This is a genomic window from Mesorhizobium salmacidum (SeqCode), from assembly GCF_037179605.1.
Classification (GTDB): domain Bacteria; phylum Pseudomonadota; class Alphaproteobacteria; order Rhizobiales; family Rhizobiaceae; genus Mesorhizobium; species Mesorhizobium salmacidum.
Map to the genome: position 1 here is coordinate 92,235 of NZ_JAPYKS010000018.1, position 25,536 is coordinate 117,770.

General features: G+C 62.9%; 22 protein-coding genes and 2 pseudogenes. 11 read left to right on the forward strand and 13 right to left on the reverse strand.

Translation table 11 applies throughout. The annotated features are described in order from the left end of the window. Positions 1-7: 7 nt before the first annotated feature. On the reverse strand, positions 8-910 hold the full coding sequence (gene ypfJ, locus O7A60_RS23005) for a KPN_02809 family neutral zinc metallopeptidase (protein WP_337108125.1): 903 nt from the start codon (positions 908-910) through the stop codon (positions 8-10). Between the two features lie 193 nt (positions 911-1,103). On the opposite strand from ypfJ, the gene O7A60_RS23010 reads away from it, so the two are divergent. Next, the gene (locus tag O7A60_RS23010; protein ID WP_337108126.1) at positions 1,104-2,786 is read left to right on the forward strand and encodes a hypothetical protein; all 1,683 of its coding nucleotides are present in this window, start codon (positions 1,104-1,106) and stop codon (positions 2,784-2,786) included. Positions 2,787-3,224: 438 nt separating this feature from the next. Here the strand turns inward: O7A60_RS23010 and O7A60_RS23015 are convergent, their stop codons facing one another. From O7A60_RS23015 to mntR, 3 genes are all read right to left on the reverse strand, one after another. Next, on the reverse strand, positions 3,225-4,058 hold the full coding sequence (locus tag O7A60_RS23015; RefSeq protein WP_337108127.1) for an alpha/beta fold hydrolase: 834 nt from the start codon (positions 4,056-4,058) through the stop codon (positions 3,225-3,227). Positions 4,059-4,084: 26 nt separating this feature from the next. Continuing rightward, positions 4,085-4,273 carry a hypothetical protein gene (locus O7A60_RS23020; RefSeq protein WP_337108128.1) on the reverse strand — a complete coding sequence of 63 codons (189 nt, stop codon included), beginning with the start codon at positions 4,271-4,273 and terminating at the stop codon, positions 4,085-4,087. A 209-nt stretch (positions 4,274-4,482) separates the two neighbouring features. Further along, complete coding sequence (gene mntR / locus O7A60_RS23025) at positions 4,483-4,932, reverse strand: manganese-binding transcriptional regulator MntR (RefSeq protein WP_027145749.1); 450 nt, start codon at positions 4,930-4,932, stop codon at positions 4,483-4,485. 213 nt (positions 4,933-5,145) lie between these two features. Here mntR and O7A60_RS23030 point away from each other — a divergent pair, with 213 nt between their 5' ends. The 3 genes and pseudogenes from O7A60_RS23030 to O7A60_RS23040 all read left to right on the forward strand — a co-directional run bounded on the left by O7A60_RS23030 (position 5,146) and on the right by O7A60_RS23040 (position 8,154). Then, positions 5,146-6,510, forward strand: coding sequence for an Nramp family divalent metal transporter (locus O7A60_RS23030; RefSeq protein ID WP_337108129.1), 1,365 nt, complete (start codon positions 5,146-5,148; stop codon positions 6,508-6,510). Positions 6,511-6,564: 54 nt separating this feature from the next. After that, positions 6,565-7,393, forward strand: a pseudogene (locus tag O7A60_RS23035) (protein-L-isoaspartate O-methyltransferase family protein). A gap of 110 nt (positions 7,394-7,503) precedes the next feature. Next, positions 7,504-8,154 carry a dihydrofolate reductase family protein gene (locus O7A60_RS23040; RefSeq protein WP_337108130.1) on the forward strand — a complete coding sequence of 217 codons (651 nt, stop codon included), beginning with the start codon at positions 7,504-7,506 and terminating at the stop codon, positions 8,152-8,154. 180 nt (positions 8,155-8,334) lie between these two features. Here the strand turns inward: O7A60_RS23040 and O7A60_RS23045 are convergent, their stop codons facing one another. Next, the gene (locus O7A60_RS23045; protein WP_337108131.1) at positions 8,335-9,204 is read right to left on the reverse strand and encodes a LysR substrate-binding domain-containing protein; all 870 of its coding nucleotides are present in this window, start codon (positions 9,202-9,204) and stop codon (positions 8,335-8,337) included. A gap of 96 nt (positions 9,205-9,300) precedes the next feature. On the opposite strand from O7A60_RS23045, the gene O7A60_RS23050 reads away from it, so the two are divergent. Continuing rightward, positions 9,301-9,900: a LysE family translocator gene (locus tag O7A60_RS23050; protein WP_337108132.1), complete on the forward strand. Its 600-nt coding sequence runs from the start codon at positions 9,301-9,303 to the stop codon at positions 9,898-9,900. An 85-nt stretch (positions 9,901-9,985) separates the two neighbouring features. Here the strand turns inward: O7A60_RS23050 and O7A60_RS23055 are convergent, their stop codons facing one another. Then, positions 9,986-10,780, reverse strand: coding sequence for an SDR family NAD(P)-dependent oxidoreductase (locus O7A60_RS23055; RefSeq protein ID WP_337108133.1), 795 nt, complete (start codon positions 10,778-10,780; stop codon positions 9,986-9,988). 212 nt (positions 10,781-10,992) lie between these two features. On the opposite strand from O7A60_RS23055, the gene O7A60_RS23060 reads away from it, so the two are divergent. Next, positions 10,993-11,457, forward strand: a complete 465-nt coding sequence (locus O7A60_RS23060) for a MarR family winged helix-turn-helix transcriptional regulator (protein WP_337108134.1) — start codon at positions 10,993-10,995, stop codon at positions 11,455-11,457. 30 nt (positions 11,458-11,487) lie between these two features. Here O7A60_RS23060 and O7A60_RS23065 read toward each other — a convergent pair whose 3' ends face one another. Further along, on the reverse strand, positions 11,488-12,666 hold the full coding sequence (locus tag O7A60_RS23065; RefSeq protein ID WP_337108135.1) for an MFS transporter: 1,179 nt from the start codon (positions 12,664-12,666) through the stop codon (positions 11,488-11,490). A gap of 195 nt (positions 12,667-12,861) precedes the next feature. On the opposite strand from O7A60_RS23065, the gene O7A60_RS23070 reads away from it, so the two are divergent. The 5 genes from O7A60_RS23070 to O7A60_RS23090 all read left to right on the forward strand — a co-directional run bounded on the left by O7A60_RS23070 (position 12,862) and on the right by O7A60_RS23090 (position 20,715). Beyond that, positions 12,862-13,218: an ArsR/SmtB family transcription factor gene (locus O7A60_RS23070; RefSeq protein WP_027143252.1), complete on the forward strand. Its 357-nt coding sequence runs from the start codon at positions 12,862-12,864 to the stop codon at positions 13,216-13,218. Between the two features lie 61 nt (positions 13,219-13,279). Further along, entirely contained in the window at positions 13,280-14,050 is a 771-nt protein-coding gene (locus tag O7A60_RS23075) for a metallophosphoesterase family protein (RefSeq protein WP_337108136.1), read from the forward strand. Positions 14,051-14,202: 152 nt separating this feature from the next. Further along, positions 14,203-14,982, forward strand: coding sequence for an SH3 domain-containing protein (locus O7A60_RS23080; RefSeq protein WP_337108137.1), 780 nt, complete (start codon positions 14,203-14,205; stop codon positions 14,980-14,982). Positions 14,983-15,172: 190 nt separating this feature from the next. Then, a complete protein-coding gene (gene carB, locus O7A60_RS23085; RefSeq protein ID WP_337108138.1) occupies positions 15,173-18,670 on the forward strand; it encodes a carbamoyl-phosphate synthase large subunit in 3,498 nt (1,165 codons plus the stop codon). Between the two features lie 515 nt (positions 18,671-19,185). Beyond that, entirely contained in the window at positions 19,186-20,715 is a 1,530-nt protein-coding gene (locus O7A60_RS23090) for a cold-shock protein (RefSeq protein ID WP_337108139.1), read from the forward strand. A 52-nt stretch (positions 20,716-20,767) separates the two neighbouring features. Here O7A60_RS23090 and O7A60_RS23095 read toward each other — a convergent pair whose 3' ends face one another. The 6 genes and pseudogenes from O7A60_RS23095 to O7A60_RS23120 form a co-directional block, all read right to left on the reverse strand. Continuing rightward, positions 20,768-21,160, reverse strand: coding sequence for a RidA family protein (locus tag O7A60_RS23095; RefSeq protein ID WP_140789581.1), 393 nt, complete (start codon positions 21,158-21,160; stop codon positions 20,768-20,770). Between the two features lie 320 nt (positions 21,161-21,480). After that, positions 21,481-21,932 (reverse strand): annotated as a pseudogene (locus O7A60_RS23100) (cupin domain-containing protein); the annotation flags it as partial. 318 nt (positions 21,933-22,250) lie between these two features. Continuing rightward, positions 22,251-22,808, reverse strand: a complete 558-nt coding sequence (locus tag O7A60_RS23105; RefSeq protein ID WP_337108140.1) for a DUF4142 domain-containing protein — start codon at positions 22,806-22,808, stop codon at positions 22,251-22,253. Positions 22,809-22,880: 72 nt separating this feature from the next. Next, positions 22,881-23,624 (reverse strand): DUF899 family protein, encoded by a 744-nt coding sequence (locus O7A60_RS23110; RefSeq protein ID WP_337108141.1) that lies wholly within the window; start codon positions 23,622-23,624, stop codon positions 22,881-22,883. Between the two features lie 150 nt (positions 23,625-23,774). Continuing rightward, the gene (locus O7A60_RS23115) at positions 23,775-24,599 is read right to left on the reverse strand and encodes a carbohydrate ABC transporter permease (RefSeq protein ID WP_337108142.1); all 825 of its coding nucleotides are present in this window, start codon (positions 24,597-24,599) and stop codon (positions 23,775-23,777) included. Position 24,600: 1 nt separating this feature from the next. After that, positions 24,601-25,515, reverse strand: a complete 915-nt coding sequence (locus tag O7A60_RS23120) for a carbohydrate ABC transporter permease (RefSeq protein WP_337108170.1) — start codon at positions 25,513-25,515, stop codon at positions 24,601-24,603. Positions 25,516-25,536 lie beyond the last annotated feature (21 nt).

Sequence of the window (25,536 nt, forward strand, 5' to 3'; positions counted from 1 at the left end):
CAAGTGATTACAGCGAACCGCTCATCGTGTTGCAGTCCGACAGCTTGCCGCTCTTGTAGCCGCGCGTCAGCCAGGTCTGCCGCTGCTGCGAGGTGCCGTGGTTGAAGCTTTCCGGCACGACATAGCCCTGCATCTTCTTCTGCAGCGTATCGTCGCCGATCTGCTTGGCCGCGTTCAGCGCGCTTTCGAAGTCGCCCTGCTCCAATATACCCTTCTGCCCGGTGTAGTGCGCCCACACGCCGGCGAAGCAGTCGGCCTGCAGCTCGATGCGCACCGACAGCTGGTTGGCATCGGCTTCGCTCATGCCTTGGCGCATCTGGTTGAACTTACCCATGATACCGGTGAGGTTCTGCACGTGATGACCGACCTCATGCGCGATGACGTAGGCACGGGCGAACTCGCCTGAAGCGCCGAACTGCTGGTCGAGCTGCTGGAAGAAGGTCATGTCGAGATAGACCTTGTGGTCGCCCGGACAATAGAACGGTCCGGCCGCGGCGGAAGCAAAACCGCAGGCCGAGCGGACCTGGCCGGAAAACAGCACCAGCTTGGGGTCCTCATAGGTCAGGCCCTGCGACTTGAAGATGCCGGTCCAGGTGTCCTCGGTCTCGGCGAGCACGGTCGCCACGAACTGCTTCATCTCGTCATTGGCGGGTGTGCCGCTGCTGTCCTGGCCGCCGCTATTGTCCGATATCTGGCCGCCGTCGCCGCCGCCGAGGATTGTTGAGGGATCGAAGCCGAAATACCAACCGGCCAGCACCACCAGGATGACGAGGAATATGCTGCCGCCGCCACCGGCGCGGCCACCGATCGGGATGCGGAACTGGCCGCCACCACCACCGATCCCGCCGCCGCCATCATCGCTGCGGTCGTCCTCGATATTGTCACTCTGACGACGGCCTCTCCAGAGCATGGCAACTCCTCGCGCTGCAAACTTCCCATTGCTCCGGCAAGGCCGGCTCAACCCAACAAACAATTATCGCAATGGTTGCTCCAAGTCACAGGATTTTTCCTGGCCAGGATAGCGCTGGGCATCGCCGTTTCACCACACTGGCCGGGAGCGCACAAGGCCTGTAGCATCGCTGGCATTGGGAGGGGTTCGAGGCTTGAGGACGATCGGAGGTTTCCTGTCGCTGCTGGTGGCGCTGCTGTGGCTCGGGCTTGAAAATGCCGGAGCCGTCACGCTCGATTCCAGCGTCGCCGTCACCGATCCCGCCACCTTGCAGGCGCTGGAGCGTGGCGGCCTGTCGATCAGCCGCCTGCTCGGCCCTGCCCTCGGCCTCACCCGCGACGTCGACAATCGCGGCCTGTTTTCGGTGCCGGCGCTGACGACGGTGCGCGACACCGTCAAGCGCGAGATCGCCGATGAGCCGAAGACCAGCCCCGACCCCTATGTCGCGGCCATGGCGAAATCGAACGACACCAGCCAGAAATTCAATCCCAAGTACATCGACGACGACGGCTCGACCCTCGACCTGACCGGCGTCGTCAACCGCATGGACCGAGGTTATCTCGGCCACACCGAGTGCGGCGAGATCCGGCTGATCTACCGCTTCCACTATTCTGTTCAGGAAAAATCGGTGAAGGGCAAGGTCGGCCAGCGCATCTCCTCCCGCCTGCCGTTGACCATGAGCCTGGTCTTCAACGCCAAGCCCGGGAAGGCGCAGGCCCGCGCTTCGAAGAACCTGCCGAGCGCCACCGACGCGTCCTGCGCGGACGTCGCCCGGCGCTGGCTGGCCGCCGGTCGAAAGGACCTGCCGCCGGAACAGCTCGCCGCCTGGCTGCGCTCCGACGAAGGCCCGCTGTCGGGCGCCATGCTGAATTCCTCGCAGATCATGCGCCTCGAACTCAACATGCAGGTGCTCAGGCTGTCGGCCTCGACACGACGCGATTTCGGCGGCCATGCCGAGTATCTCCTGAAGATCTTCAAGTGGGATCCAGAGAAGTCGAGCTTTTATGAAGCGAGGATGGAAAACGAGATCGACCGGTCAACCGTGCTGGCCGACAGGCCAGCCTTCGCCAAATGGCTGCTCACCGACCGCAACATCTATGACCTCGACCATGGCCGGCTGGTCGTCGACGAGAAACTCCTGGCCAGGAGCGCTGTGTCGGTAGCGCCCGGCGGCTTGAGCCGCTCGCAGAACAACATCGTCTTTGGGCTGGTCGACGACGCCGACATCGACAAGGCGCTGAAGGACTATGTCGCCAGGGGCAACACGCTCGTCACCATCAAATCGGTCGCCGGCTTCAACCTGCGCCTCAATGAGATGTCCTGCACCGGCTGCCACCAGACGCATGGCATCGCCGGCTTCCACTACACCGGCGCCGATCCGGCGAGCGAGCCGCGCCGCAACGCCGTCTTCGTGCCCGGCTCTGCCGTCTTCTTCGCCGACCTGCCGCGCCGCCGCGCCATCGTCGAGGAATTCGCCGCCGGCGGCCACCCGGATTTCACCAGGGGCTTCGCCGCCCGCCCCGATGCCCGCTACGCCGAGGCGCTGAAAGGCACCGACCTCTACAATGGCTGGGGCTCGATCTGCTATCGCGGCGAGGATGAAAGCTTCAAGGGCTGGACCTGCGGTGCCGGCCTGCGCTGCGCCGGTGTCCACGAAAGCGCCATCCATCCAGGCTTCGGCACCTGTGTCAGCGAAAAAGGCATTGCGGTCGGCGACCCCGTGGAATTCGGCGAGATCAGGATGTCGACCTGGGGCAGCGACCGGTATTGCCGCCTGTCGCCCGCCACCGCCAAGGATTGTGGCATCGACCCGCGCGCGACAAGAAGCCGGTGGTGAAGCTCGCCGGCTATGGCGCGGCACGCCAGCGCTACGACAATCCCGACCAGAAGACCGGCGGCTTTCCCGGCGGCATGCTGCGCAAGGCGAGCTGCGACAAGCTCCCCGACGAGGCAAGTTGCGGTCGTCTCGCCAAGACCGGCTTCAACGACTGCATCGCGTCCGGCAAGGACCATAATTCTGCACCAGGGAATTCACCAAGACTGCCGGCCTGCGCGCCTGCGGCAAGGCGCATCCCTGCCGCGAGGACTATATCTGCACCGCCGGCTATGAGGATCTACCCGAGGCCAAGCCTGGCGAAGGCACCTGCATCCCGCCCTATTTCATCTTCCAGTTCCGCGTCGACGGCCATCCGCGCAGCTGGAAACAGGATGTCAGCGAGTGAGCCGTCCGGGGATTGGACAACAGCCCCGGAGTAAACCTTCCTTCCGAACAGTCCTAGCCGGCTTCCATGCTCCGCCAGAACTGAAGGACCGTGGCGGCGATCGCTTCCGGCGCATCTTCCTGGACGAGATGCTTGGCATCAGGGACTGTCTGAAACGTCGCGCCGGGAATGCGCCGCGCCAGCTCCCGGCCGTCCTTTACCGGAATCCAATCGTCATTGTCGCCCCACAGGATGGTGACCGGACACCGGATTTCGCCATATCGCCACTCCACCTCCTCGGTGTATTTGTCATCCATCTGTGCGACTTGCCTCCAGAATGCTTTCTGGCCCTCGTCGCCAAGCCATGGACGCAGATAGGCCTGCATCTCGTCCTTGCGCAACGGATTGTAAGTCGCGCCGTTGACATAGGCGCGCAAGATCGCTTCGTGAACATAGGCGGGCAGCCCGGCAAAAACCTTCTCGTTCTGTTTGGCTGCCTGGACGAGCGGCGAGCCTTGCGGGCTGATCGCCACCGGATCGATCAGCACCAGCGAGCGAAAATTTAACCCGTTGAGCAGATGACCGCGCAGAGCGGTCGATCCGCCGAAATCATGCGCGACCACGTCGGGCCGTTCCAGCTTCCAGTGGGCACAGAGCGCCGCGAACAATTCGTTCTGGATGCCGCGCGACACGTCGCCGTCCGGTTTGTCCGACCAGCCATAGCCAAGCATGTCGAAATAGTGGACGCGTCGCTGCTTGGCGAGCCATGGCGCGATGCGGCGCCACTCGACCGAGGAGAAGGGCGTGCCATGGAGAACGACGGCGGGCGGTCCTTCCCCCATCACGCCCCAGGCGATGGAATGTCCTTGAAAGACAAAGCGTTCGGGCGGGCGCCACTCGATCGTCATCTGCATCGATCCGGAATTACCGCCGCCTACTCTTTCTGCTTGGCACCGGCGCTCTTGCCGTCCGAGCTTTTCGAGCGTTCCTCGAAACGATCGGCGCCTTTCTTCAGCGGATGTCCCGTTTCGGCTTCGGTCTTGCGCTCGTCCCTTGCGGCCGCCTGTTTCAGTCCTGTGGCTGCCTGCTTGCCTTTTTCGGTCGGTGCCTGCTCGACGCCCAATAGCTTCCTCCCTGGCGCGCAACAAGCGCGCGATGAGAGCCAACGCGCATAAGCGCCGACGGTTCCAGCGGCTAAAGCATGTCGCCCGGAAGCGTCCTCGGTTCCGGGATAACGACACGCACAAAATCAGAAGCTTACGGCAGGTCGGGCGAATCCTATTCGCCGCGACATGCTGCAACGTGTTCGAAAATTCGGCAATGAAGCGCGTTTCAGCGGGCCGTCATCGCCTTGCGGAACGCTTCCAGCGTCTCGGCGCTGACATGGTGCTCGATGCCCTCGGCGTCGATGCGCGCCGTCTCGGCGCTGACGCCGAGGGAGCGCAGGAAGGCTTCCACCGTCTGGTGGCGAATGCGGCTTTCCTCCGCGACCTTGCGGCCGGCTTCGGTCAGGAACACGCCGCGATAGGGTTTTCGCGACACCAGCCCGTCGGCGCAGAGCCGCGTCAGCATCTTGGCCACCGTCGGCTGGGCGACGCCGAGGCGAGCGGCGATGTCGACCTGGCGCGCCTCGTTGCCGTCCTCGATCAGGTCGGCGATCAGCTCGACATAATCCTCGACCAGCGCGCTGCGGCGCGCTTCGCGCGTCTGCCGGAACCCTTCCGAATGGATATCGGCATCGAGCAACGGCTCACGCGGGACCGGTCTGTTCTTCAGCGCCAATGCGCGCTCCTCCTCGGAAGTTTAGCCGTCGCTGCTTTTATAGCACGGGCTCTGATTCTTCAGGCCGTTTATTTGCATTCCACGAGAGGCGCAATCGGCGTCTCCGGTTGCCCGCCCTCGCAACAAGCACCGACAATGAAATATAGCCTATTGCATAATGTTGAGCCCTGGCATAGCTTATGCGTATCCTCCGGAAGCCGCGGAAAGCCTTTCATGTTAGAAGCAGACGTCACAGCCCCCCGGTCCGCATGGCGGTTCGCCAGACGGGAGGAAGACGATCAGCCCAGCCTGCGCGAGGTCAATTCCACCATCGCGGTGCCGACGTCAGGCGTCTGGTTCCGCCGGCTGTTCGCCTTCATGGGCCCGGGCTACATGGTCTCGGTCGGCTATATGGACCCGGGCAACTGGGCGACCGACCTCGCCGGCGGCGCCCAGTTCGGCTACACGCTTTTGTTCATCATCATGCTGTCCAACCTGATGGCGATCCTGCTGCAGGCGCTGGCCGCGCGGCTTGGCATCGCCACCGGCCGCGACCTCGCCCAGGCCTGCCGCGCTTACTACCCGCGCCCGGTCAACTTCGTGCTGTGGATCGCCTGCGAACTCGCCATCATCGCCTGCGACCTCGCCGAGGTGATCGGCACCGCGATCGCGCTGCAGCTTTTGTTCGGCATCCCGCTGATCGGCGGCGCCATTCTCACCGCGCTCGACGCTTTCCTGGTGCTGCTCCTGATGAACAAGGGTTTCCGCTATCTGGAAGCCTTCGTCGTCGCGCTTCTGATCATCATCTTCAGCTGCTTTGCCATCCAGATCTTCGTCGCCGCCCCGCCGGCCGGCACGATCCTGCATTCGATGTTCGTGCCGTCCTCCGACATCATCACCAACCCGGCGATGCTCTACATCGCCATCGGCATCATCGGCGCCACGGTCATGCCGCATAATCTCTATCTGCATTCCTCGATCGTGCAGACCCGCGCCTATGAACGCACCGACGCGGGCAAGCGCGATGCCATCAAATGGGCGACGATGGACTCCACCATCGCCCTCATGCTGGCGCTGTTCGTCAACGCCGCCATCCTGATCGTCGCGGCGGTCGCCTTCCACGACACCGGCCACCATCATGTCGCCGAGATCGACCAGGCCTTCCAGCTCTTGTCGCCGCTGCTTGGCTTGGGCATCGCCTCGATCCTGTTTGCCGTGGCACTGCTGGCCTCGGGCCTCAACTCGACGGTGACGGCGACGCTGGCCGGCCAGATCATCATGGAAGGTTTTCTGCGCCTGCGCATCCCCAGCTGGGCACGGCGTCTTTTGACGCGCGGCCTGGCCATCGTTCCGGTGGTGGTCGTCACCGCGCTCTATGGCGAGAAGGGCACCGGCCAGCTGCTGGTGTTCAGTCAGGTGATCCTGTCCATGCAGCTGCCCTTCGCGGTCATCCCGCTGGTGCAGTTCGTCTCCGACAAGAAGAAGATGGGCAACCTCGCCATCCCGCGCGGCGTGGCGGCATTGGCCTGGGTGGTCGCGGCCATCATCCTGGTGCTCAATTTCAAGCTGCTCTACGACACCATGTCCGGGGCTGGTTGAAGGCCAGTTTAATCCCGGGACAAACTGCCTGATCGCTCTATCTTTGCCGATGCCATGAGCAACATCGAAGACATCAGGAGATTCTACGCGCGGCTGATGGCGGCCAACGCCGCCTCATCGGACCCGCGTCTGGAAGACGTGTTCGCCAGCGTGCCGCGCGAAGCCTTCCTCGGCCCAGGGCCATGGACGATCATTGCCGGCAACGCCACGCTCACGACACCAAGCGCCGATCCGGCTCACATCTACCAGAACGTGCTCGTGGCGCTCGATCCCGACAAGGGCATCAACAATGGCGAGCCCTTCCTGCATGCCATATGGATCGGAAAACTCGCCAGGCGAGGCCGTCACGCATATCGGCGCCGGCAGCGGTTACTACACGGCTTTGCTTGCCACGCTGGTTTCGCCCGGCGGCACCGTCGCTGCTTTCGAGTTCGACGATCAGATGGCCAAACTGGCGCGCGGAAATCTCGAAGCCTACGGCAATGCGACTGTTGTCCATGGCGATGCCGTGACCTCGCCCCTGCCACCATCCGACATCATCTATGTCAACGCTGGCGTGGTGGCCCCTCCCGCCGGATGGCTGAAGGCGTTGCGCCCCGGCGGCCGCATGATCTTCCCGTGGCGTCCGGCCGAGCGCGTCCCGTTCGCGGTGATGGTGACCCGCGGCGAAAAAGGCTTCGCCTGCCACCCGTTCATGCGCTCGTGGTTCATCCCTTGTGTCGGCGCGTCGATCGCCGATTCCGCCGCGAAGATCCCGACGCGCGAAGAGGCCGCGCGCAGCCGCTCGATCTGGCTGATCGAGGACAGGCAGCCAGACAGCACCGCCACCGCGATCTTCGAGCATGTCTGGTTCTCGTCGGAAGCCCCGAGCGCGCGTGATTGAGTATCGGTGGCGAACCGGATTTCGCGGCCGCTGTCGGGATGGGGGCGGCTGGTCCGTCCTTGGACTGAAGTCCGGCCGCGACGGCGTGGACGAAAGCAAGGGAGAGCACAATGAGAAAGATCATCGCCGCAACCTTCATCAGCCTCGATGGCGTCATGCAGGCACCCGGTGGACCGGAAGAAGATCCGGTCGGCGGCTTCAAATTCGGCGGCTGGACGTTCCACTACTTTGACGAGGTGGCGGGCGCGGCAATGGATGACCTATTCTCCAAACCCTTCGCCCTGCTGCTCGGCCGCAGAACCTACGACATCTTCGCCGCGTATTGGCCGTACCAGAAAGATCCGATCGCGGACGCCTTCAACCCCGCGACCAAGTATGTGGCGACGCATCGGCCGGATACTCTGACCTGGCAGAACACGCACGCGCTTGGACCCGACATCATCGCGACTTTGCGCCGGCTCAAGCAGGAAGATGGACCTGACCTGCTCATCCAGGGATCTGGCAATCTCATTCAGACCTTGCTCGCCAACGGGCTGATCGACGAGATTCGGCTGATGACCTTCCCGCTGTTGCTGGGCAAGGGCAAGCGGCTGTTCGGCGATGCCGCGATGCCGGCCGCCTTCAAGCTTGTCAAATCGCAGGCTTCCACCACCGGCGTCATCATGGCGACCTACGAGCGCGCGGGCGAAATCGAGGTCGGCTCCTTTGTCACGGGCAAACCCTCCGACGCCGAACTCGAACGGCGCAAGAACTGGAAGTGAGTGGTTCTTTCTCCCCGTCACTATACGGGGAGAAATGCCCGGCAGGGCAATGAGGGGCAGCGCTGATCTCGCCAATTGGACGAAACGTCTGTGGATATGAAAACGGATCGGTTCGCGCTGCCCCTCATCCGCCTGCCGGCACCTCCTCCCCGTATAGTGACGGGGAGAAGGGGCGCACCCTCAAGCCGCCTGCAATCGCCGCCCCAGCCCCTCACGGATATGCCGTGCGAACTCCTGCGCCGCCGGCCCGACGCCATGCCTCGGCAGATGCAGGTTGATGGCAAAATTCGGCAGCGGCGGCAGGCCGGCGTCGAACGGCAATATGTCGAGATCCGGAGGCACGGTGGAAGCCAGCCATGTGGTGACGGCGAGGTCCGAGCGCACCGTCGCCGTGGTCGCGTCGATGTTGCCGTTCTCGAACACGCTGCGCCATTCTAGCCCATGCTCGTTGAGTGCCGACAGCACCACCGGCCGGAAGGCGCAGGTGTCGGCGACGATCGAGACCGGCAGCGGCCGCTTGGCGCGGGCTACTCCGCCCCTTGCCCCGACCCAGACCAGCCGGTCGATGGCCAGGCATTCGCCTGACGTCGGACCGACCCTCTCCTCGATCACCGCGAGGTCGATGGTTCCCGCAGCAAGTGCTGCCGCCAGTTCCGGCGAGGAGGCGCAGACCAGCGATATCTCGACCTGCGGATAGGCCTCGGCATAGATCTTCAGGACGGGCGCCAACAAGGTGCCGACAAGGTCGTAGGGCACGCCGAGCCGCACCTGGCCGGCGACAGCACTCCCCACCATGTCGGCCCAGATCTCGTCATTGAGGCTGAGCAGGCGCCTGGCCTTGTCGAACAGCCGCTCACCGGAATGGGTCAGGCGCAGACCGCGCCGGTCGCGTTCGAACAGGCTGCAGCCGAGCGTGTCTTCCAGCCGCTTGACCTGCTGGCTGACGGCGCCCTGCGTCAGGTGCAGCGTATTGGCCGCCGCCGTCATGCTCGCTTTGTCGGCGACGGTGACGAAGGTGCGCACGAGGCTGGTATCGAGATTGCGGATCATTTCAGCATTATATATGCTAATGCGGATCATCGCAAACATTGCATTTACTGATGCGAGCCGGCGCCTACCATGGAGCTTTCGACAAGGGGATGTCCCATGCTCCAGCCTATCCTGCCGCTGATCCTGTTTGCCTTCGTGGCCACTGCCACACCAGGCATCGCCACCACCCTGTCGACCGCTTCAGGCGCGCAGTTCGGCTTTCGCCGCTCGGTTCCGTTGATGATCGGCAGTGCTGCCGGCCTCGCGACCGTGACGGGTGCGGCGGCCGCCGGGCTTGCCGGCCTGCTGCTTGCCATGCCGTCGCTGCAGCTTGCCATGAAGATCGCCGGCTCGCTCTACCTCGTCTGGCTGGCAATCAAGATCGGCCGCGCCGGGCCGCCCAATCTCGATGTGGCCATGGCCAGGCCCAACAGTTTCCTGGGCGGCGCCGGCATCCAGTGGATGAACCCGAAGGGCTGGGCGATGGGGCTGGGCGCGGCTGCCTCCTTCGCCGCGCTTGCCGACGGGCCGGGCGAACTGGCGCTGCTGCTCGGCTCGACCTTCGGCCTCACCGCCGCCATCTCGCTGTCCGTCTGGTGCGTGGCCGGCATGGTGCTGGCACGGCTGCTCAAGACCGAGTGGCAATGGCGCGCGCTCAACATCGTGCTGGCGCTGGTGCTCGCCGCCTCGATCATCCCGATGTGGCGGTCGGCGTAAGGCGCATACCCATTTCCTCTCCCCCGCGTTGCGGGGGCGAGAAACCTAAGTCTTGCAAAGTCGGCGCCAGCCTTCCCGTCCAGCCTCAAGCGGCGTAGCGAGCCGCCGGCTTGTCGGCGTGCAGGCTGCCGTAGAAGGCCTGCCGGGCACCGAGGAACGTGTCCAGCTTTCCCGTATCGGCAAGCGCCGGCACGGTGACGGCTTCGCCCCGCGCCAGGCCGACAAGGGCAGCATCGACCATATCGTCGGCGGTCATGACGATCTCCTTCGGAAGGGTATCGATATCGCCGCCGGAAAGCTCCCAGAAATCGGTCCGGGTCGCGCCCGGCAGCACCACCTGAACCCTTACCTCGGTATCAGCGACTTCGCGTTGCAGCGCTTCGGTGAAGTTGACGACATAGGCCTTGGTGCCGCTGTAGATACCGCCGAAAGAGGTATCGAAGGCCAGCACCGAGGCGATGTTGACGATCCCGCCGCGGTTGCGCGCCAAGAGCCCGGGCAGCACGGCGCGCGTCAGCCGGGTCAGCGCCACGACATTGACCTTGATCATGCGCTCGGCGGCGTCGGCATCGGCGGTTGCCACCACCGCCTGGCCGCCAAGGCCGGCATTGTTGACCAGCAGCGTCACGGTTTGGTCGGCCGATATCGCCTGCTCGACACGGCGCACATCGTCGTCGTCGGACAGGTCCGCTGCGATCACGCTGACGTTGCGGCTGTAGGCATGGCGCAGCTTCTCGGCCAGCTCCTGCAGCCGGTCGGTACGCCGCGCCACCAGCACCAGATCGTAGCCCTGCCCCGCCAGCCGGTCCGCATAGACCGCACCGATACCCGATGAAGCGCCGGTGACGACCGCCGTGCCCTTGTTTGCCTGTTCGCTCATTGTCCTGTCCTTCTATCTCGGATGGTTGCTTCGACCTGGCCGAGGCATCGCAGGCACTCGCCTCTAGGCGCCCGGGCAAGTCGCCTGATTAATTTAGTGGCATATGCCACTTTTACGAAATAGGCATATGCCACTATCTTGTCAATGAGCGCATCCGGGATTATTTATCAGGCAGCAGCAGGACAAAATGTCGTCGCTGCCAAGGAACCATCATGTCGAAAGAGGCCCCGTCCGGACTGACGCTCTGCAACAATGCCATGCTGCGTCGCGCGACGCGCAAGATTGGCCAGTACTATGACGATGTGCTGGCGCCCTCGGGTCTCAAGGCCACGCAGCAGGGCCTGCTCTACCAGATCCACGTCGGCAACGAGCCGGCGATGGGCGCCATAGCGGCTTCCCTGATCATGGATCTGTCGGCGCTCGGCCACACGCTGAAGCCCCTGATCCGCGACGGCTATGTCGAGACCTTCGCCGACCCGGCCGACCGCCGCGTCAAGCGGGTGCGACTGACGCCGCAAGGCCTCGTCAAGCTCGATGAGGTGATGAAACTGTGGCACGTCGCCCAGCAACGTTTCGAAGCGGTGGTGGGCAAGGATCAGGCGGCAAACCTCCGCGCGGTGCTGGACGACATCAGCGCGCTGGATTTCGACATGCCGCCGACCGCTTCTTCTGACTGAAGAGCGGCCGGCATCATTTCACTTCCAGATCTATTCCGCCGGCATGGCGACCGGCCGGCCCAGCATCCGCCCGGCCAGCACGATGCCGAGCCCGATGACCGGGAAGGCCGCCGCGATCAGGCCGAGATCGGCCGGCGCGCCGTAGCGCAGCACTGCCCCGCCGACCACCGCGCCCAGCGCCACGCCGAGATAGAGCGCCGAGGCATTGAGCGACAGCACGATCGGGGCCGCGTCGGGTGCGAGCTTGATGATGCGGCTCGCCTGCGCCGGCGGGAAGGCCCAGCCGACGATGCCCCACGGCACCATCATGCCCATCAGCGCCGGTCCGGCGAGGTGATGCGGCAGGAAGGTCGGGATCAGCGAGAAGGTGACGAGCATGGCCGCGCTCAGCGCCAGTGACCAGCCGACAGTGCGCGTCGCGCCGAAACGATCGGCTGCCTGGCCCCCGGCAATATTGCCGATGACGGCGCCGACACCGAAGGCGAGCAGCATGCCCGGCAGCGCGATCGGCGAGAGCCCGGCGCTTTCAATGGCCAGGGGCGCGATGAAGCTGAACACGGTGAAGGCACCGATGAGGGCAAGCATCGTCGTCACGAGGATCGGCATCACGCCGGGACGCATGGCCGCCGCCAGTCGGCGCTTCAGCGGCAGTCTGGTGCCGATGATGCCGCGCGGCAGCCAGTACCACAGGATGGCGCCGGCGAGCGCGCCAAGGCCGGCAATGGCATAGAAAGTGCCGCGCCAGCCGGCGATGGCCGCGACCAGCGCGCCAAGCGGCGCACCGACGGCGACTGCCACGGTGGTGCCGCCGACGACGACGGCAATGGCGCGGGCCCGGTGATGGTCATCGACCAGCGCCACCGCCGTGCCTTGCGCGGTTGCCGCGAATAGGCCCGACGACAGCGCCATGATGATGCGTGCGACGAGCAGCACTTCGAAGGACGAGCTCAGGGCGGCGACGACATTGCCGATGACGAAGAACACCAGCGTCCACAGGATGACGCGGCGTCGGTCCCATTCACCGGTCAGCGTCGCCAGGATCGGCGTGCCGATCGCATAGGCGAGCGCGAAGGCGGTGATCAGCGAACCGGCGAGCGGCACGGAGATGCCGGCATCCCTGGCGATATCGGGCAGGAGGCTGGAGATGACGAAGCCTTCGGTCGAGATCGCAAAGGATCCGAGCGCAAGCCAGAAGATTCTCTTGTCCATGGGAAAGCGTCCTTAGTTCAAAAGTTATTGAACAATTGGACATAACAGGCCATGATGTCAATGAGCCAGGGCAAAATAGCTGAACCATGCTGACAGCCCTGTGTCAGGACGGTCATGAAGTGGAGAAAACCGTGTGTATGGGCTGAGCAGGATCGACGCGTTGAAATCGGCCCGAACTGCGCTTAGGTTCCAGCCATGAGCTTGCCACACCCCAATACGGACCAGATCAGCCTGCCCATCGTGCTCGGCGTGCTCGGCGACCCGACGCGGCTCGCGATCGTGCGCTATCTCGCCAGCAAGGAAGGCGTGCCGCTGAACTGCAGCCGCTTCCTCGACCTCGCCTCCAAGACCAACCTCAGCTACCACCTCGCCAAACTGCGCGAGGCCGGCGTCACCCGCGCCGAAGTGGTCGGCACCAACCGAATGATCACGCTCCGCCGCGCCGACCTCGACGCCCGTTTCCCCGGCCTGCTCGACAGCGTCATCGCCGCGGCGGCCGACGACGCCGCCCTGCCGGCGGTAGGCGGTCATGATTTGGAAGTGCCGGTCTGAACCTTTTCCTTCGCGAAGCGGGGAGGAACCAAGTCCTGCCGCCCACCCAGGGAAGCTCCTCATGCGCATCGCCGTTCTCGCCGACATCCACGGCAACGTTCTCGCCCTTGACGCCGTGCTCGACGATCTCAGGCATCGCGGCGGCGCTGATCTCACCGTCAATCTCGGCGACAGCGTTTCTGGTCCGCTCTGGCCGCGCGAAACGATGGAACGGCTGGAAGCGCTCAAGCTGCCGACGGTGCGTGGCAACCATGACCGCCGCGTCGCCGCCGATCCGGCCGACGAGACCATGTGGGCTTCCGACGTCTATGCGCAGCAGCGATTGACGCCAGCGCAGCGCGACGCACTGTTCGCCCAACCGCTGACCCTTGAGATCGCGCCTGGCGTTGTCGCTTTCCATGCCCGCCCGGATCACGACGAGAAATACCTGCTCGACGCGATCGTCGATGGCCAGTTGGTCCGCGCGCCGCTGGCCACGATCCGGCGCCGGCTGAAGGCGCTCGACCCAGCCTGCCGCATCTCGCTCTGCGGCCACAGCCACCGGGCCGAGTTGATCCGCATTCCTGACGGTCCCGTCATCTTCAACCCGGGCAGCATTGGCTGCCCCGCCTATGACGACGACACGCCGCCGGCGCATGTCTCCGAACAGGGCTCGCCGCATGCGCGCTATGGCATCGTCACCTTGGGCGGCGCCGGTCAACCGGATCGGTTCGAGATGATCGCGGTGGACTACGACCACGAGGCGGCGGCACGGCAGGCCGAACAGGCGGGACGCCCGGAATGGGCGCACGGCCTGCGCACCGGCTTCATGCCGGAAGCGGCGCGGCCGTAATCCTTAAACCGCACCACGCGGCGCCATGGTTTGCCATCATGATTGGGCTGAATTTTCCGGCTTACATGCCGGCGCGCCGTCCCTTATAAAACCGGCCGGACATGCGGCGAGACGGTCGCGGCATGGTGATTTGAGTATCGGCGCACGGCCAAATGATGAGGCGCACAGTTACGCTCCGAAAAAGTTTGCAGGCGCTGATTGCCGCTCCGCTGCTGATGGCGGCGTGGCCGGCCGTTGTTCCGGCGCATGCCGAAGAGGCGCCGTTCATCTCCGTCGTCACCGGGCTCGCCCCCGACGACCTGCTCAATATCCGCGCCAAGCCGTCGGCGATCGGTAAGACCGAGGCCCGCCTGGCTGCCGGTGCGAGCGTGAGAAACCTCGGCTGCAACGACATTGACGGCCATCCCTGGTGCAAGATCGAGTCCGACAATCCCAAAGCCAGCGGCTGGGCCCCCGCCCGCTATCTCGTGCCCCTCAATCCGGCGACGGTGCCCGGCCAGGCGGCGGACGCCGTGGCCGCCGAAGCCGGCGCGACGCCCGATGCACCCGACCTGACTGCCCGGCTGGGTAGCGCGAGCCAGCCGGCCAGTCCCGAAACCATGCCTAAATCCGCGGCGGAGATCGCCATGCAGGATGCCTATGGCCTGGCGCTGGCGGCGAATGGAACCCTGCAAATTCCCTGCGCCCGCTACGTTGGACAGCCCATGGCGCCCTGCGCGGCGAGCGTGACGCGCAAGGGCACGGATAAGGCCGACGTGACCGTGACCTGGCCCGATGGCGGCAGCCGCGTCATCTCCTTCGCTGCCGGCCTGCCGGCAAGCTCGGACGCCGGCAGCAACTTCCGCTTCACCAGGGAAGGCAACCTCAACATGATCCGCATCGGCGTGGCGGAGCGGTTCGAGATCACGGATACGGTGGTGCTGGGGGACTAGGCACGTGGGCGCGAGGGAATGAGGCGCTTGTTTGCTTAGCCCTGTGAACCCTTCATTTTCGGGGTTACATCGGGCAAAACTCTTCCCTATAAGGCCCTCCTAGCCTGATACCAGAATCGCGAGCACAACCGGCCGGGTCTTCCCGTCCCGGTTTTTTGTGCAAGCCCGCTGCCGAACGGAATTCACAGACATGCCCAGACGCACCGATATCAAGTCGATCCTGATCATCGGGGCCGGCCCCATCGTCATCGGCCAGGCCTGCGAGTTCGACTATTCCGGCACCCAGGCCTGCAAGGCGCTGAAGGAAGAGGGTTTTCGCGTCATCCTGGTCAATTCCAACCCGGCCACCATCATGACCGACCCGGAACTGGCCGATGCCACCTATATCGAGCCGATCACCCCCGAAGTCGTCGCCAAGATCATCGCCAAGGAGCGGCCCGACGCGCTGCTGCCGACCATGGGCGGCCAGACCGCGCTCAACACCGCCCTGTCGCTGCGCCGCATGGGCGTGCTCGAGCGTTACAATGTCGAGATGATCGGCGCCGACGCGCATGCCATCGACAAGGCCGAGGACCGCGCGCTGTTTCGCGAGGCGATGAAGACGATCGGGCTCGAAACGCCGAAGTCGATGCTGGCCAACGCCACCGACGTCAAGAACGCCGATCGCAAGACGCATGAGGCCGAGCGCGCCGCGCTGAAGGCCGAGAAGCCCGACAATCTCGACGCCGAACTCGACGCGCTGGAAACCCGCTGGAACCTCGGCGAAGGCGACCGCAAGCAGCGCTACATCAGCCATGGCATGGCGATCGCCGCCCAGGCGCTCGACCATGTCGGCCTGCCCGCCATCATCCGCCCCTCCTTCACCATGGGCGGCACCGGCGGCGGCATCGCCTATAACAGGGCCGAATTCTACGACATCGTCCAGTCCGGCCTCGACGCCTCGCCGACCACCGAAGTGCTGATCGAGGAAAGCGTGCTCGGCTGGAAGGAGTATGAGATGGAGGTCGTCCGCGACAAGGCGGACAACTGCATCATCGTCTGCTCGATCGAGAACATCGACCCGATGGGCGTGCATACGGGCGATAGCATCACCGTCGCCCCTGCCCTCACTCTCACAGACAAAGAATACCAGATGATGCGCAACGCCTCGATCGCGGTGCTGCGCGAGATCGGCGTCGAGACCGGCGGCTCCAACGTGCAGTTCGCCGTCAACCCCGCCGATGGCCGCCTCGTCGTCATCGAGATGAACCCGCGCGTCTCGCGCTCGTCCGCGCTCGCCTCCAAGGCGACCGGTTTCCCGATCGCCAAGATCGCCGCCAAACTCGCCGTCGGCTACACGCTGGACGAACTGGAGAACGACATCACCGGCGGAGCGACGCCCGCCTCGTTCGAACCATCGATCGACTACGTCGTGACCAAGATCCCGCGCTTTGCCTTCGAGAAATTTCCCGGCGCCGAGCCGGTGCTGACCACCGCCATGAAGTCGGTCGGCGAAGTCATGGCCATCGGCCGCACCTTCCAGGAGTCTTTGCAGAAGGCGTTGCGCGGTCTGGAGACCGGCCTCACGGGCCTCGACGAGATCGAGATCCCCGGTCTCGGTCATGCCCTGGGTAACAACCCGGACGACCGCAACGCCATCCGCGCCGCCTTGGGCACGCCAACGCCCGACCGGCTGCGCATGGTGGCGCAGGCGATCCGCATGGGCACGTCGCTGGAAGACGTACACGCCATGTGCAAGATCGACCCGTGGTTCCTCGAACAGATCGCGGGCATTCTCGCCATGGAAGCCCGCATCCGCGAGCACGGCATCCCCCAGGATGCCGTCAACCTGCGGATGCTCAAAGCCATGGGCTTCTCCGATGCCCGCCTCGCGTCGCTGATGAAGACTGACGCCGAAGTCGTTCAGAAGATTCGTGAAAAGCTCGACGTTCATCCGGTTTATAAGCGCATCGATACCTGCGCCGCCGAGTTCGCCTCGCCCACCGCCTACATGTATTCGACCTATGAAGTGCCCTTCGCCGGCGCGCTCGCCAACGAGGCGCAGGTGTCGTCGCGCAAGAAGGTCGTCATCCTCGGCGGCGGGCCGAACCGCATCGGCCAGGGCATCGAGTTCGACTATTGCTGCTGCCACGCGGCGTTCGCGCTGCGCGATGCCGGCTATGAAGCGATCATGATCAACTGCAACCCCGAGACCGTGTCGACCGACTACGACACATCGGACCGGCTCTATTTCGAGCCGCTGACGGCGGAGGACGTGCTGGAGATCCTGCGCGCCGAGCAGGCCTCGGGCGAGCTGGTCGGCGTCATCGTCCAGTTCGGCGGCCAGACGCCGCTGAAGCTGGCGGACGCGCTGGAGAAGGCCGGAATCCCGATCCTCGGCACCTCGCCCGACATGATCGATCTGGCCGAAGACCGCGACCGCTTCCAGAAGCTCTTGCACAAGCTCAACCTCAGCCAGCCGAAGAACGGCATCGCCTACTCGGTCGAGCAGGCCCGCCTCGTCGCCGGCGAGCTCGGCTTCCCGCTGGTGGTGCGCCCGTCCTATGTGCTCGGCGGCCGCGCCATGCAGATCATCCATGACGAAGGCATGCTGCAGAACTACCTGCTCGACACCGTGCCCGGCCTGGTGCCGGAGGACATCAAGCAGAAATACCCCAACGACAAGACCGGTCAGATCAACACGCTGCTGGGTAAGAACCCGCTGCTGTTCGACACCTATCTTTCCGGCGCGATCGAGGTCGACGTCGATTGCCTGTGCGACGGCAAGGCGACCTTCGTCTCCGGCATTCTCGAACACATCGAGGAGGCCGGCATCCATTCGGGCGACTCGGCCTGCTCGCTGCCGGTCCACTCGCTGCCTTCGGAACTGGTCGACGAGCTGGAGCGCCAGACGGCGGCCCTTGCCCGCGCCCTCAATGTCGGCGGTCTGATGAACGTGCAGTACGCGATCAAGGACGGCACGGTCTACGTGCTGGAGGTCAACCCGCGGGCATCACGCACCGTGCCTTTTGTTGCCAAGACCATCGGGCGTCCCATCGCCAAGATCGCCGCCCGTATCATGGCCGGCGAGACGCTGGAAGACGCCTTTTCCCATTACGGCGCCATGCCCGACCCGCGCAATCCCGGCCACATCGCGGTCAAGGAAGCCGTGTTCCCCTTCGCCCGATTCCCCGGCGTCGACATATTGCTCGGCCCGGAAATGCGCTCGACCGGCGAGGTCATGGGCCTCGACCGCGACTTCGCGCTGGCCTTCGCCAAAAGCCAGCTCGGCGCCGGCGTCGACCTGCCGCGCTCCGGCACGCTGTTCGTCTCCGTGCGCGACGAAGACAAGAAAGGCATGTTGCCGGCGGTCAAGCGCCTCGCCGGCCTCGGCTTCAAGGTGCTGGCGACGTCAGGCACGCAGCGCTTCCTCGCAGAAAACGGCGTGGTGGCGGAAAAGATCAACAAGGTCCTGGAAGGCCGCCCCCACATCGAAGATGCCATCCGCAACCGCCAGGTCCAGATCGTCTTCAACACGACGGACGGCCAGAAGGCAGTGTCGGATTCGAAGTCGCTGCGCCGCGCCACGCTGATGCAGAAGGTGCCGTATTACACCACGCTGTCTGGTGCGGCTGCGGTGGCGGAGGCGATTGCAGCGCTGAAGGCGGGGAGTTTGGAGGTCAGGCCGCTGCAGGAGTATTTTGCCTGAGGATTTCTACCCTCCTGACTTGAACCGAGGCGGTTGCCTCACATGCCAGAATTGCTCAGTCTGATTGCTTCATGCATATGAGTCATCGACGGTTGGGGCAATTTGCCATGCTCCTATCAGCAACCCACACCATTTCGACAGTCGCCTTGTTGACGCTCAATATAAAGGCAGTCACGATAGCTGGAAACTTACTCGTTAGGGGGCAAACGAATGAAACCTGTTTCGGAGATCACGTTCGGCTTCTCTGATGCAGAGAACTATCGCAGGAGAGAAAATAGGGAGCTCTTTAATCGAATATTTTTGCGTACTGACGCCCTTCGAGATTTAGACGACCCAAGCATATTTTTCCTTGTTGGCGAGAAGGGCACCGGAAAGACAGCTTACGCGGTCTACCGATCGAATTTCCCCAATGAAAAACAAATTTCAAGTCACAAATTTATTAGAGAGACCGACTACAATAAGTTCATTTCTCTAAAAAGAGAGAAAAACATTAGCCTTTCTGAATACACCGATATATGGAAGGTCATAATTCTACTTATATTCGCGAAAGAGATAATAACGTCGTCTGGAACAGCAGAATACTTTATAAAATATCAAAATTCAAAGCCTTAAATGACGCGATCAACGATTATTATAGTAATGCGTTCGCGCCGGAGATAATAACCGCGCTTCAGCTCGTTGAAAACTCAACGTCAGCAGTTGAGATTTTTGCCAAGTACGCTCAGTTTGGAGCTACGTTCAAAGAGGGCGATGGAGTCGAGGTAAAATCCGAGACAAAGAAATTTCAAACAAACTTGCTGTATATTCAGGGTAAACTTCAAGACGCCTTGGCTTCAGTAAAATTGAGCAAAAGTGTTTCTCTCTTTATTGACGGGATAGATATAAGGCCTGCGTCAATCCCGTTCAATGAATATCTAGATTGTGTCAAAGGCCTAGCAAACGCCGCCTGGAGTTTGAACAACGACTTCTTTCCAAAGATAAGGGATTCGAAGGGTCGAATGAAGTGCGTCTTGCTTCTAAGGCCGGACATATTCAATTCCCTTGGTCTCCAAAATAGGAATACAAAGTTAAAGGATAACTCTATTGTCCTAAGCTGGATAACTGACTACGGGAAATACCGCAGCAGCGAGCTGTTCCTGATGGCGGACAGAATGTTCAGCGTACAGCAAGACAAAATAGAGCCCCCAGGAGACGCTTGGGACTACTATTTTCCATTCGAGGCAACAAACCTTACTGAAGAGCACAGCCGCCCCACCTCATTCGTGATATTCCTGAGATACTCCTATCATAGACCTCGTGACATTCTAACAATGCTAGATATTTTAAATGATCACTACAAATCTCCTACAGACAAAGACAGGGTTTTTCTTTATAGCGACCTATTTACGCGGCGGTTCAAGGAAGATTATGGTCAATATCTTCTCGGAGAGATAAAGGATAGCTTATCATTTTATTATGATGAGTCTGAATTCGAGTTATTTCTCAAATTTTTTGAGTACCTGAACGGGAAGAGCAAATTTGACTACGATTACTATGAGTTAGCTTTCGCTGAATTCTATAAATACGTACTAGCTGAAGCTCAAAATGCGCCTGGCTTTATGAAATCTGCGGAAGAATTTCTGCAATTCCTTTATGATCAGAATATCCTATGCTTTATAGAAGAGGCCGAGGACGAAAAATTTATTAGATGGTGTTTTAGAGAGCGAACACCGTCAAACATATCTCCAAAGGTAAAGACTGGAATGGAATATGAAATACACTACGGCCTTGCAAATACATTAAACACAGGGAAGCAGATATCCAAGCCAAAGCAAAAGAATAAATCAAAACAGGACTCAGGGGTCCTTATTGGAGTTATAAATATGGTTGATAAAGGAAAAAAGTTTGGCTTTATACGCCAGGATGGAATGCCCATTGACATCCACTTCAAGTTCTCCGATTGCGAAGATGCGTCATTAATGAACAAGGGAACGTCCGTCAGGTATTCTCTGAAAAAAGGGGACAAGGGGGGCTTGTCAGCTTATAATGTAGCTATTTCGAGATAGGGCGCTGCAGTACGCGATGAACGTTGGCGATGTCATGGGCTAGACTAGGCTCTCACCCCACCGCCACACACTCAATCTCGATATCAAACTCCATCGGCCAAGACGCCACCGGCACGAAACTCCGCGCCGGCGGGTTGACGTTGAAATACCGGGCATACACCCTGTTTATCGCGTTGTAGAAGCCGGAATTGACGGCGTAGATGCGCACCATCACCACGTTTTCCAGCGAGGTGCCGGCCGCTTCCAGGCAATGTTTCAGCGCCTTCAGCGACGCCTCGGTCTGGACCTCGATGTCGCCGCGCACCATCTCGCCGGTCACCATGTCCACCGGCGGCGTCGCCGAGATGAACACGAAGCCGTTGGCCCTCACCGCCGTCGAACAGGGCAGGCCCAGCGCCCGCACCTTGTCCGACATGACGGGCACTTCGATGACTTCTTTTTTCATGGTGGTGCTCCCTGGGGTTTGCAGGGAGCTTAGCGCGGCGGCGGGCGAACGCCAGCGCTTCTTCCTTCTCCCCTTGTGGGGCCAGAAGGGCGGGCGAGGCCCGTGACTCGCCCAGGGCGGTGGATCGGCGCGCAGCGCCGAGACGGTTGAGGGGTGCGTGACGGAGTGAGACGTAGCCGATTTCATCCGTTTTGTAGTCGGGCATGACCGTATCGCCAAGCTGGAACACCCCTCGTCCGTCTTGCCGCTTCGCGGCAATCCACCTTCTCCCACAAGGGGAGAAGGAAGAAGCGCCGCGCCTCCCAGCCCTCACCCTGCCCAGGATACGGCGTGCCATCCTTGTGCAGGAACCGCCCGTCCGAACTCGGGCTCATCATGTCGATGTCGGAGCAGGTGATCACATCATCGCGATTGCGCGAGCCGACTTCCAGGTAGCGCGCGGTGGCCGACGAGCGGTTGATCATGTGGTGGCCGTTGCCGCTGTTCCTGGCGAAGCTCGCGCAGTCGCCGGCCTTGAGCAGCGTCTCGCCGCCATCCTCGACCAGCACCAGTTCGCCCTCCAGCACATAGACGAGCTCGTCCTCGTGGCTGTGCCAGTGGCGTTGGCTCGACCAGCCGCCTGGGGCAATGTCATCAGGTTGACGCCGAAATGGGTGAGCCCGCCGGCATCGCCGAGGCGGCGGCGCGTGCGGTCGGCACAAGGGGCGTCGAAGGGTGCGGGATAGCCGGAGCCCTTGCGGACGGGCACGGATGCGAGGTCGATCTTGGGCATGGGGCACTCCCGAGGGTGATGTGCGCAGTCTAGCGCATGGCGGGTGGAGGCACAGGGCCACCTTGCGGGTGGGGGTTGCCGGTGCCAGGATAGTTGCGGTAGCGCTCTACGGCGCCCCCCTCTGTCCTGCCGGACATCTCCCCCTCAAGTGGGGAGATTGGCAGCTTCGGTGCCGGCTCTCTTTCTGGCAATGGTGGAAAATTGGCGAAGGCCGCGATGACAGCCAATCTCCCCCCAAGAGGGGGAGATGTCCGGCAGGACAGAGGGGGGCGCCGTAGAGCGCGGATTTCGAACCCTTACCGCCCTGCCCACCACCCCCTAATGCGCCGCGCCGAGCTCCTTCACGTGCTTCTCATGCTCCTTCAGCGTCGGCAGCGTCTTCTTGGCGAATTCCTTCAGCGCCGGGTCGTCGCCCGATCTCGCGTAGGTGCTGAACAGGGCGACCGCCTGCTTGTGGGCCTCGGTCTGCATCATGACGTATTTCTGGTCGAACTCCTTGCCGCTGGCGCCTTTCAGCTGGTCCAGCATCTGCTGGTCCTTGGGCTGCAGCGCGGGCCCAGTGGGCTTGATCGAGGCTGTGGTCTGCCCCTTGCTCAGCGCCTGCTTGAAGTCCTCGCCGGCCTGGGTGTGGTCCTTGATCATCTGGCCGGCGAAGGCCTTGACGTCCGCCGAGGCGGATTTCTGTTCGGCCAGCCTGCTCGACTGGATCTCGAATTCATTGGCGCTGGGCACGGTGCTGGCAAAGGTCGGGGTGTCGACCTTGCTGTCGGGCAACATGGGCGCGACCGCGTTCGAATTGGTGCCGTTCGTCTGGGCAAGCGTGACGGGCGCGACGGCGGTCAGCGCGACGGCGGCCATGGTCAGGAGGATTTTCATCTGGGATCTCCGATCGGAATGGTTCCCTCGGGATTCCAACGCCGCAGGCGAGACGAAGTTGCGCCAGGCCTCTCAGTGGCAGCACGCCTCGCCATATTGCAGCTGCTCGTGCCAGTTCGGCCTGCCCTCCGGCGTGAAATCCATCAGGTTCCACAGTATCTCGCAGGTGCCGATGGCGCGCGGGTCCTGGCCGGGCTCCGTAGGCGCGAAGCCGAGTTCGGACGACCAGAAATGCCTGATGCCGTCACCGTCGCGGTGGAACACCGACAGCAGCGGGATCTGCGCACCGTCGGCATCCTCGGCGTTGTAGTCGCGCTTGAAGCTGTTGTTGGCCGACGACACCAGCCGCATGTTGCGCCAGCCGCGATCGCGGCCGAGCGTGACGAGGTTTTCGAGCGCCGTCTTGGCCACGACGGCGAAGTTGAAGCCGGCGGCTTCGAGATGGCCAACCGCGCCGTCGAACTGGTCGAGCAGCGCGGTGCAGGACGGGCATGGCTGGTCGGGCCGGGCGAGCTTCGCCGTGCCGCCGCTGGTCGCCACGTCGCGCGTCTCCTGCGGATGGCGCGGGAACATCATCTGGTAGAGGATCAGCGTGTCCTTGCCGGGCGCGAACAACTCCGAGAGTTTTATCTTCGCGGTCTTGCCTGACATATCCAGCCCATCGAACACATAGTCCTGCGGCACCAGCCCGCCTGGCGGCAGCGCCCGGCGCGCCTCGGCCACGGCTTCCATGGCGCGGCGCAGCTCGATTTCCTTCTTCAGCAGCTTTTCGCGCGCGGTGCGGTATTTGGCGGATTCGTTGGGAAAGGTGATCATGATCGGCTCCTTCAAGTCGTCGCGCCGGCGTCCCGGCAGGGTGCTCTACGACCCAAGGACGTTTCGCCGCGATCGGGTCCGACATTTTTTACGCGCCGGAATCCGGCGTAACTTTGGGAAAAGCATGAAACGGCTTTCCGACCGCCCCCGTCACCCCTTGACCCCACCGGCGGTCAGGCCGGACACGATCTTGCGCTGGAAGATCAGCACCAGCACCACCAGCGGCACGGTGACGATCACCGAGGCGGCCATGATGTTGCCCCAGGGGATTTCGAACTGCGAATTGCCGGAGAGCAGCGCGATCGCCACCGGCACGGTCCGCCGCGCATCGTTGGAGGTGAAGGTCAGGGCAAACAGGAACTCGTTCCACGCGCCGATGAAGGCCAGCAGTCCGGTGGTCGCCAGCGCCGGCCACATCAGCGGCAGGAAGATGCGCGTGATGATGATCCACGGCGTCGCGCCATCGAGGATCGCCGCCTCCTCGACCTCGAGCGGCAGGTCGCGCACGAAAGCGGTGAGCACCCAGACGGTGAACGGCAGGGTGAAGATCATGTAGGAGAAGATCAGCGCGAACAGCGAATTGTAGAGGCCGAACATCCGCACCAGCTCGAACAGCCCGGCCAGCACCGCCACCTGCGGGAACATGGACACCGACAGGATGGCGAACAGCAATGCCGAGCGGCCGCGAAAACGGATACGCGCCAGCGCGTAGGCGGCGGTGACGCCGAGAAACAGCGAGAGCGCCACCACCGCGCCCGAGACGACCAGTGAATTCAGGAGGTTGTGCACGAAGGCGCCTTCGGCCAGCACGTTGCGATAATTGCCGAGGCTGGGTGCCTTCGGCCACGGATCGGCCTGGAACAGCGCGGTCCCCGATTTCAGGCTGGTGACGGCGGCATAGTAGAACGGGAACACCGCGATGAGCACGATCGCTCCGATCAGCAGATAGAAGGCCGCGCGCTTCAGGAGCCACATCTCAGCGGCCTCCTTCCAGGCTTATCCGGCCGATGCGGATGGTGAGGATGGTGAGCAGAGCGAGGATGAGGAAGAGCAGGGTCGAGGCGGCCGAGCCATAGGCGAACTTGTCGAACTCGAACAGGTTCTCGCGGGCGAACACCGACATCGACTTGGTGTGCGCGTTGTTGGGCGTCAGCACATAGATCAGGTCGAAGATGCGCAGCGCATCGAGCGCCCGGAAGATCACCGCCACCATCACCGCCGGGCGGATCAGCGGCAAGGTCACCCGCCAGAAGATCTGCCAGGGATTGGCGCCGTCGAGCCTGGCGACCTCGATGATCTCGCGCGGCAGCATCTGCAGCGCGGCCAGGATCAGCAGCGCCATGAAAGGCGTCGTCTTCCAGATGTCGACGATCAGCACGGCCGCCATCGCCGTGTCGGCGCTGGCGGTCCAGGCGATCTTGTGGTCGATCAGCCCGAGATTGATCAGCACGACATTGATGATGCCGAACTGGTCGTTCAGCATCCACTGCCACATCTTGGCCGAAACGATGGTCGGGATCGCCCAGGGGATGAGGATCGCCGCCCTGACGATGCCGCGCCCTGGGAATTCGGCGTTGAGCACCAGGGCGACGACCATGCCGAGGATCGTCTCGCAGGTCACCGAAACCACCGCGAAGCGCACGGTGTTCCACACGGCGCCCCACCAGACCGGATCGAGAAGCAGCCCGTCGTAGATGACCCTGCCACTCGGCATGCGCAGCACCGAGACATAATTGGCGAAGCCGACCCATTGGCGGGCGTCGAGATTGGACAGCGAGGCGTCGGTGAAGCTGAAATAGACCGTGCGCGCAAGCGGCCAGCCGGCGGCGGCGGCGAGCACCAGAAGCATCGGCGCCAGGAACAGCCATGCCGAGCGCACGCGCTGGCGCATCAGCCGCGAGCCTGGGCGCCG

Excerpts from the sequence above, each read along its gene's own strand:
- ypfJ (WP_337108125.1), bottom strand. The coding sequence starts at position 910 with ATGCTCTGGAGAGGCCGTCGTCAGAGTGACAATATCGAGGACGACCGC.
- O7A60_RS23015 (WP_337108127.1), bottom strand. The coding sequence starts at position 4,058 with ATGACGATCGAGTGGCGCCCGCCCGAACGCTTTGTCTTTCAAGGACAT.
- O7A60_RS23030 (WP_337108129.1), top strand. The coding sequence starts at position 5,146 with ATGTTAGAAGCAGACGTCACAGCCCCCCGGTCCGCATGGCGGTTCGCC.
- O7A60_RS23040 (WP_337108130.1), top strand. The coding sequence starts at position 7,504 with ATGAGAAAGATCATCGCCGCAACCTTCATCAGCCTCGATGGCGTCATG.
- O7A60_RS23045 (WP_337108131.1), bottom strand. The coding sequence starts at position 9,204 with ATGATCCGCAATCTCGATACCAGCCTCGTGCGCACCTTCGTCACCGTC.
- O7A60_RS23050 (WP_337108132.1), top strand. The coding sequence starts at position 9,301 with ATGCTCCAGCCTATCCTGCCGCTGATCCTGTTTGCCTTCGTGGCCACT.
- O7A60_RS23055 (WP_337108133.1), bottom strand. The coding sequence starts at position 10,780 with ATGAGCGAACAGGCAAACAAGGGCACGGCGGTCGTCACCGGCGCTTCA.
- O7A60_RS23060 (WP_337108134.1), top strand. The coding sequence starts at position 10,993 with ATGTCGAAAGAGGCCCCGTCCGGACTGACGCTCTGCAACAATGCCATG.
- O7A60_RS23065 (WP_337108135.1), bottom strand. The coding sequence starts at position 12,666 with ATGGACAAGAGAATCTTCTGGCTTGCGCTCGGATCCTTTGCGATCTCG.
- O7A60_RS23070 (WP_027143252.1), top strand. The coding sequence starts at position 12,862 with ATGAGCTTGCCACACCCCAATACGGACCAGATCAGCCTGCCCATCGTG.
- O7A60_RS23075 (WP_337108136.1), top strand. The coding sequence starts at position 13,280 with ATGCGCATCGCCGTTCTCGCCGACATCCACGGCAACGTTCTCGCCCTT.
- O7A60_RS23080 (WP_337108137.1), top strand. The coding sequence starts at position 14,203 with ATGATGAGGCGCACAGTTACGCTCCGAAAAAGTTTGCAGGCGCTGATT.
- carB (WP_337108138.1), top strand. The coding sequence starts at position 15,173 with ATGCCCAGACGCACCGATATCAAGTCGATCCTGATCATCGGGGCCGGC.
- O7A60_RS23090 (WP_337108139.1), top strand. The coding sequence starts at position 19,186 with ATGGAAGGTCATAATTCTACTTATATTCGCGAAAGAGATAATAACGTC.
- O7A60_RS23095 (WP_140789581.1), bottom strand. The coding sequence starts at position 21,160 with ATGAAAAAAGAAGTCATCGAAGTGCCCGTCATGTCGGACAAGGTGCGG.
- O7A60_RS23105 (WP_337108140.1), bottom strand. The coding sequence starts at position 22,808 with ATGAAAATCCTCCTGACCATGGCCGCCGTCGCGCTGACCGCCGTCGCG.
- O7A60_RS23110 (WP_337108141.1), bottom strand. The coding sequence starts at position 23,624 with ATGATCACCTTTCCCAACGAATCCGCCAAATACCGCACCGCGCGCGAA.
- O7A60_RS23115 (WP_337108142.1), bottom strand. The coding sequence starts at position 24,599 with ATGTGGCTCCTGAAGCGCGCGGCCTTCTATCTGCTGATCGGAGCGATC.
- O7A60_RS23120 (WP_337108170.1), bottom strand. The coding sequence starts at position 25,515 with ATGCGCCAGCGCGTGCGCTCGGCATGGCTGTTCCTGGCGCCGATGCTT.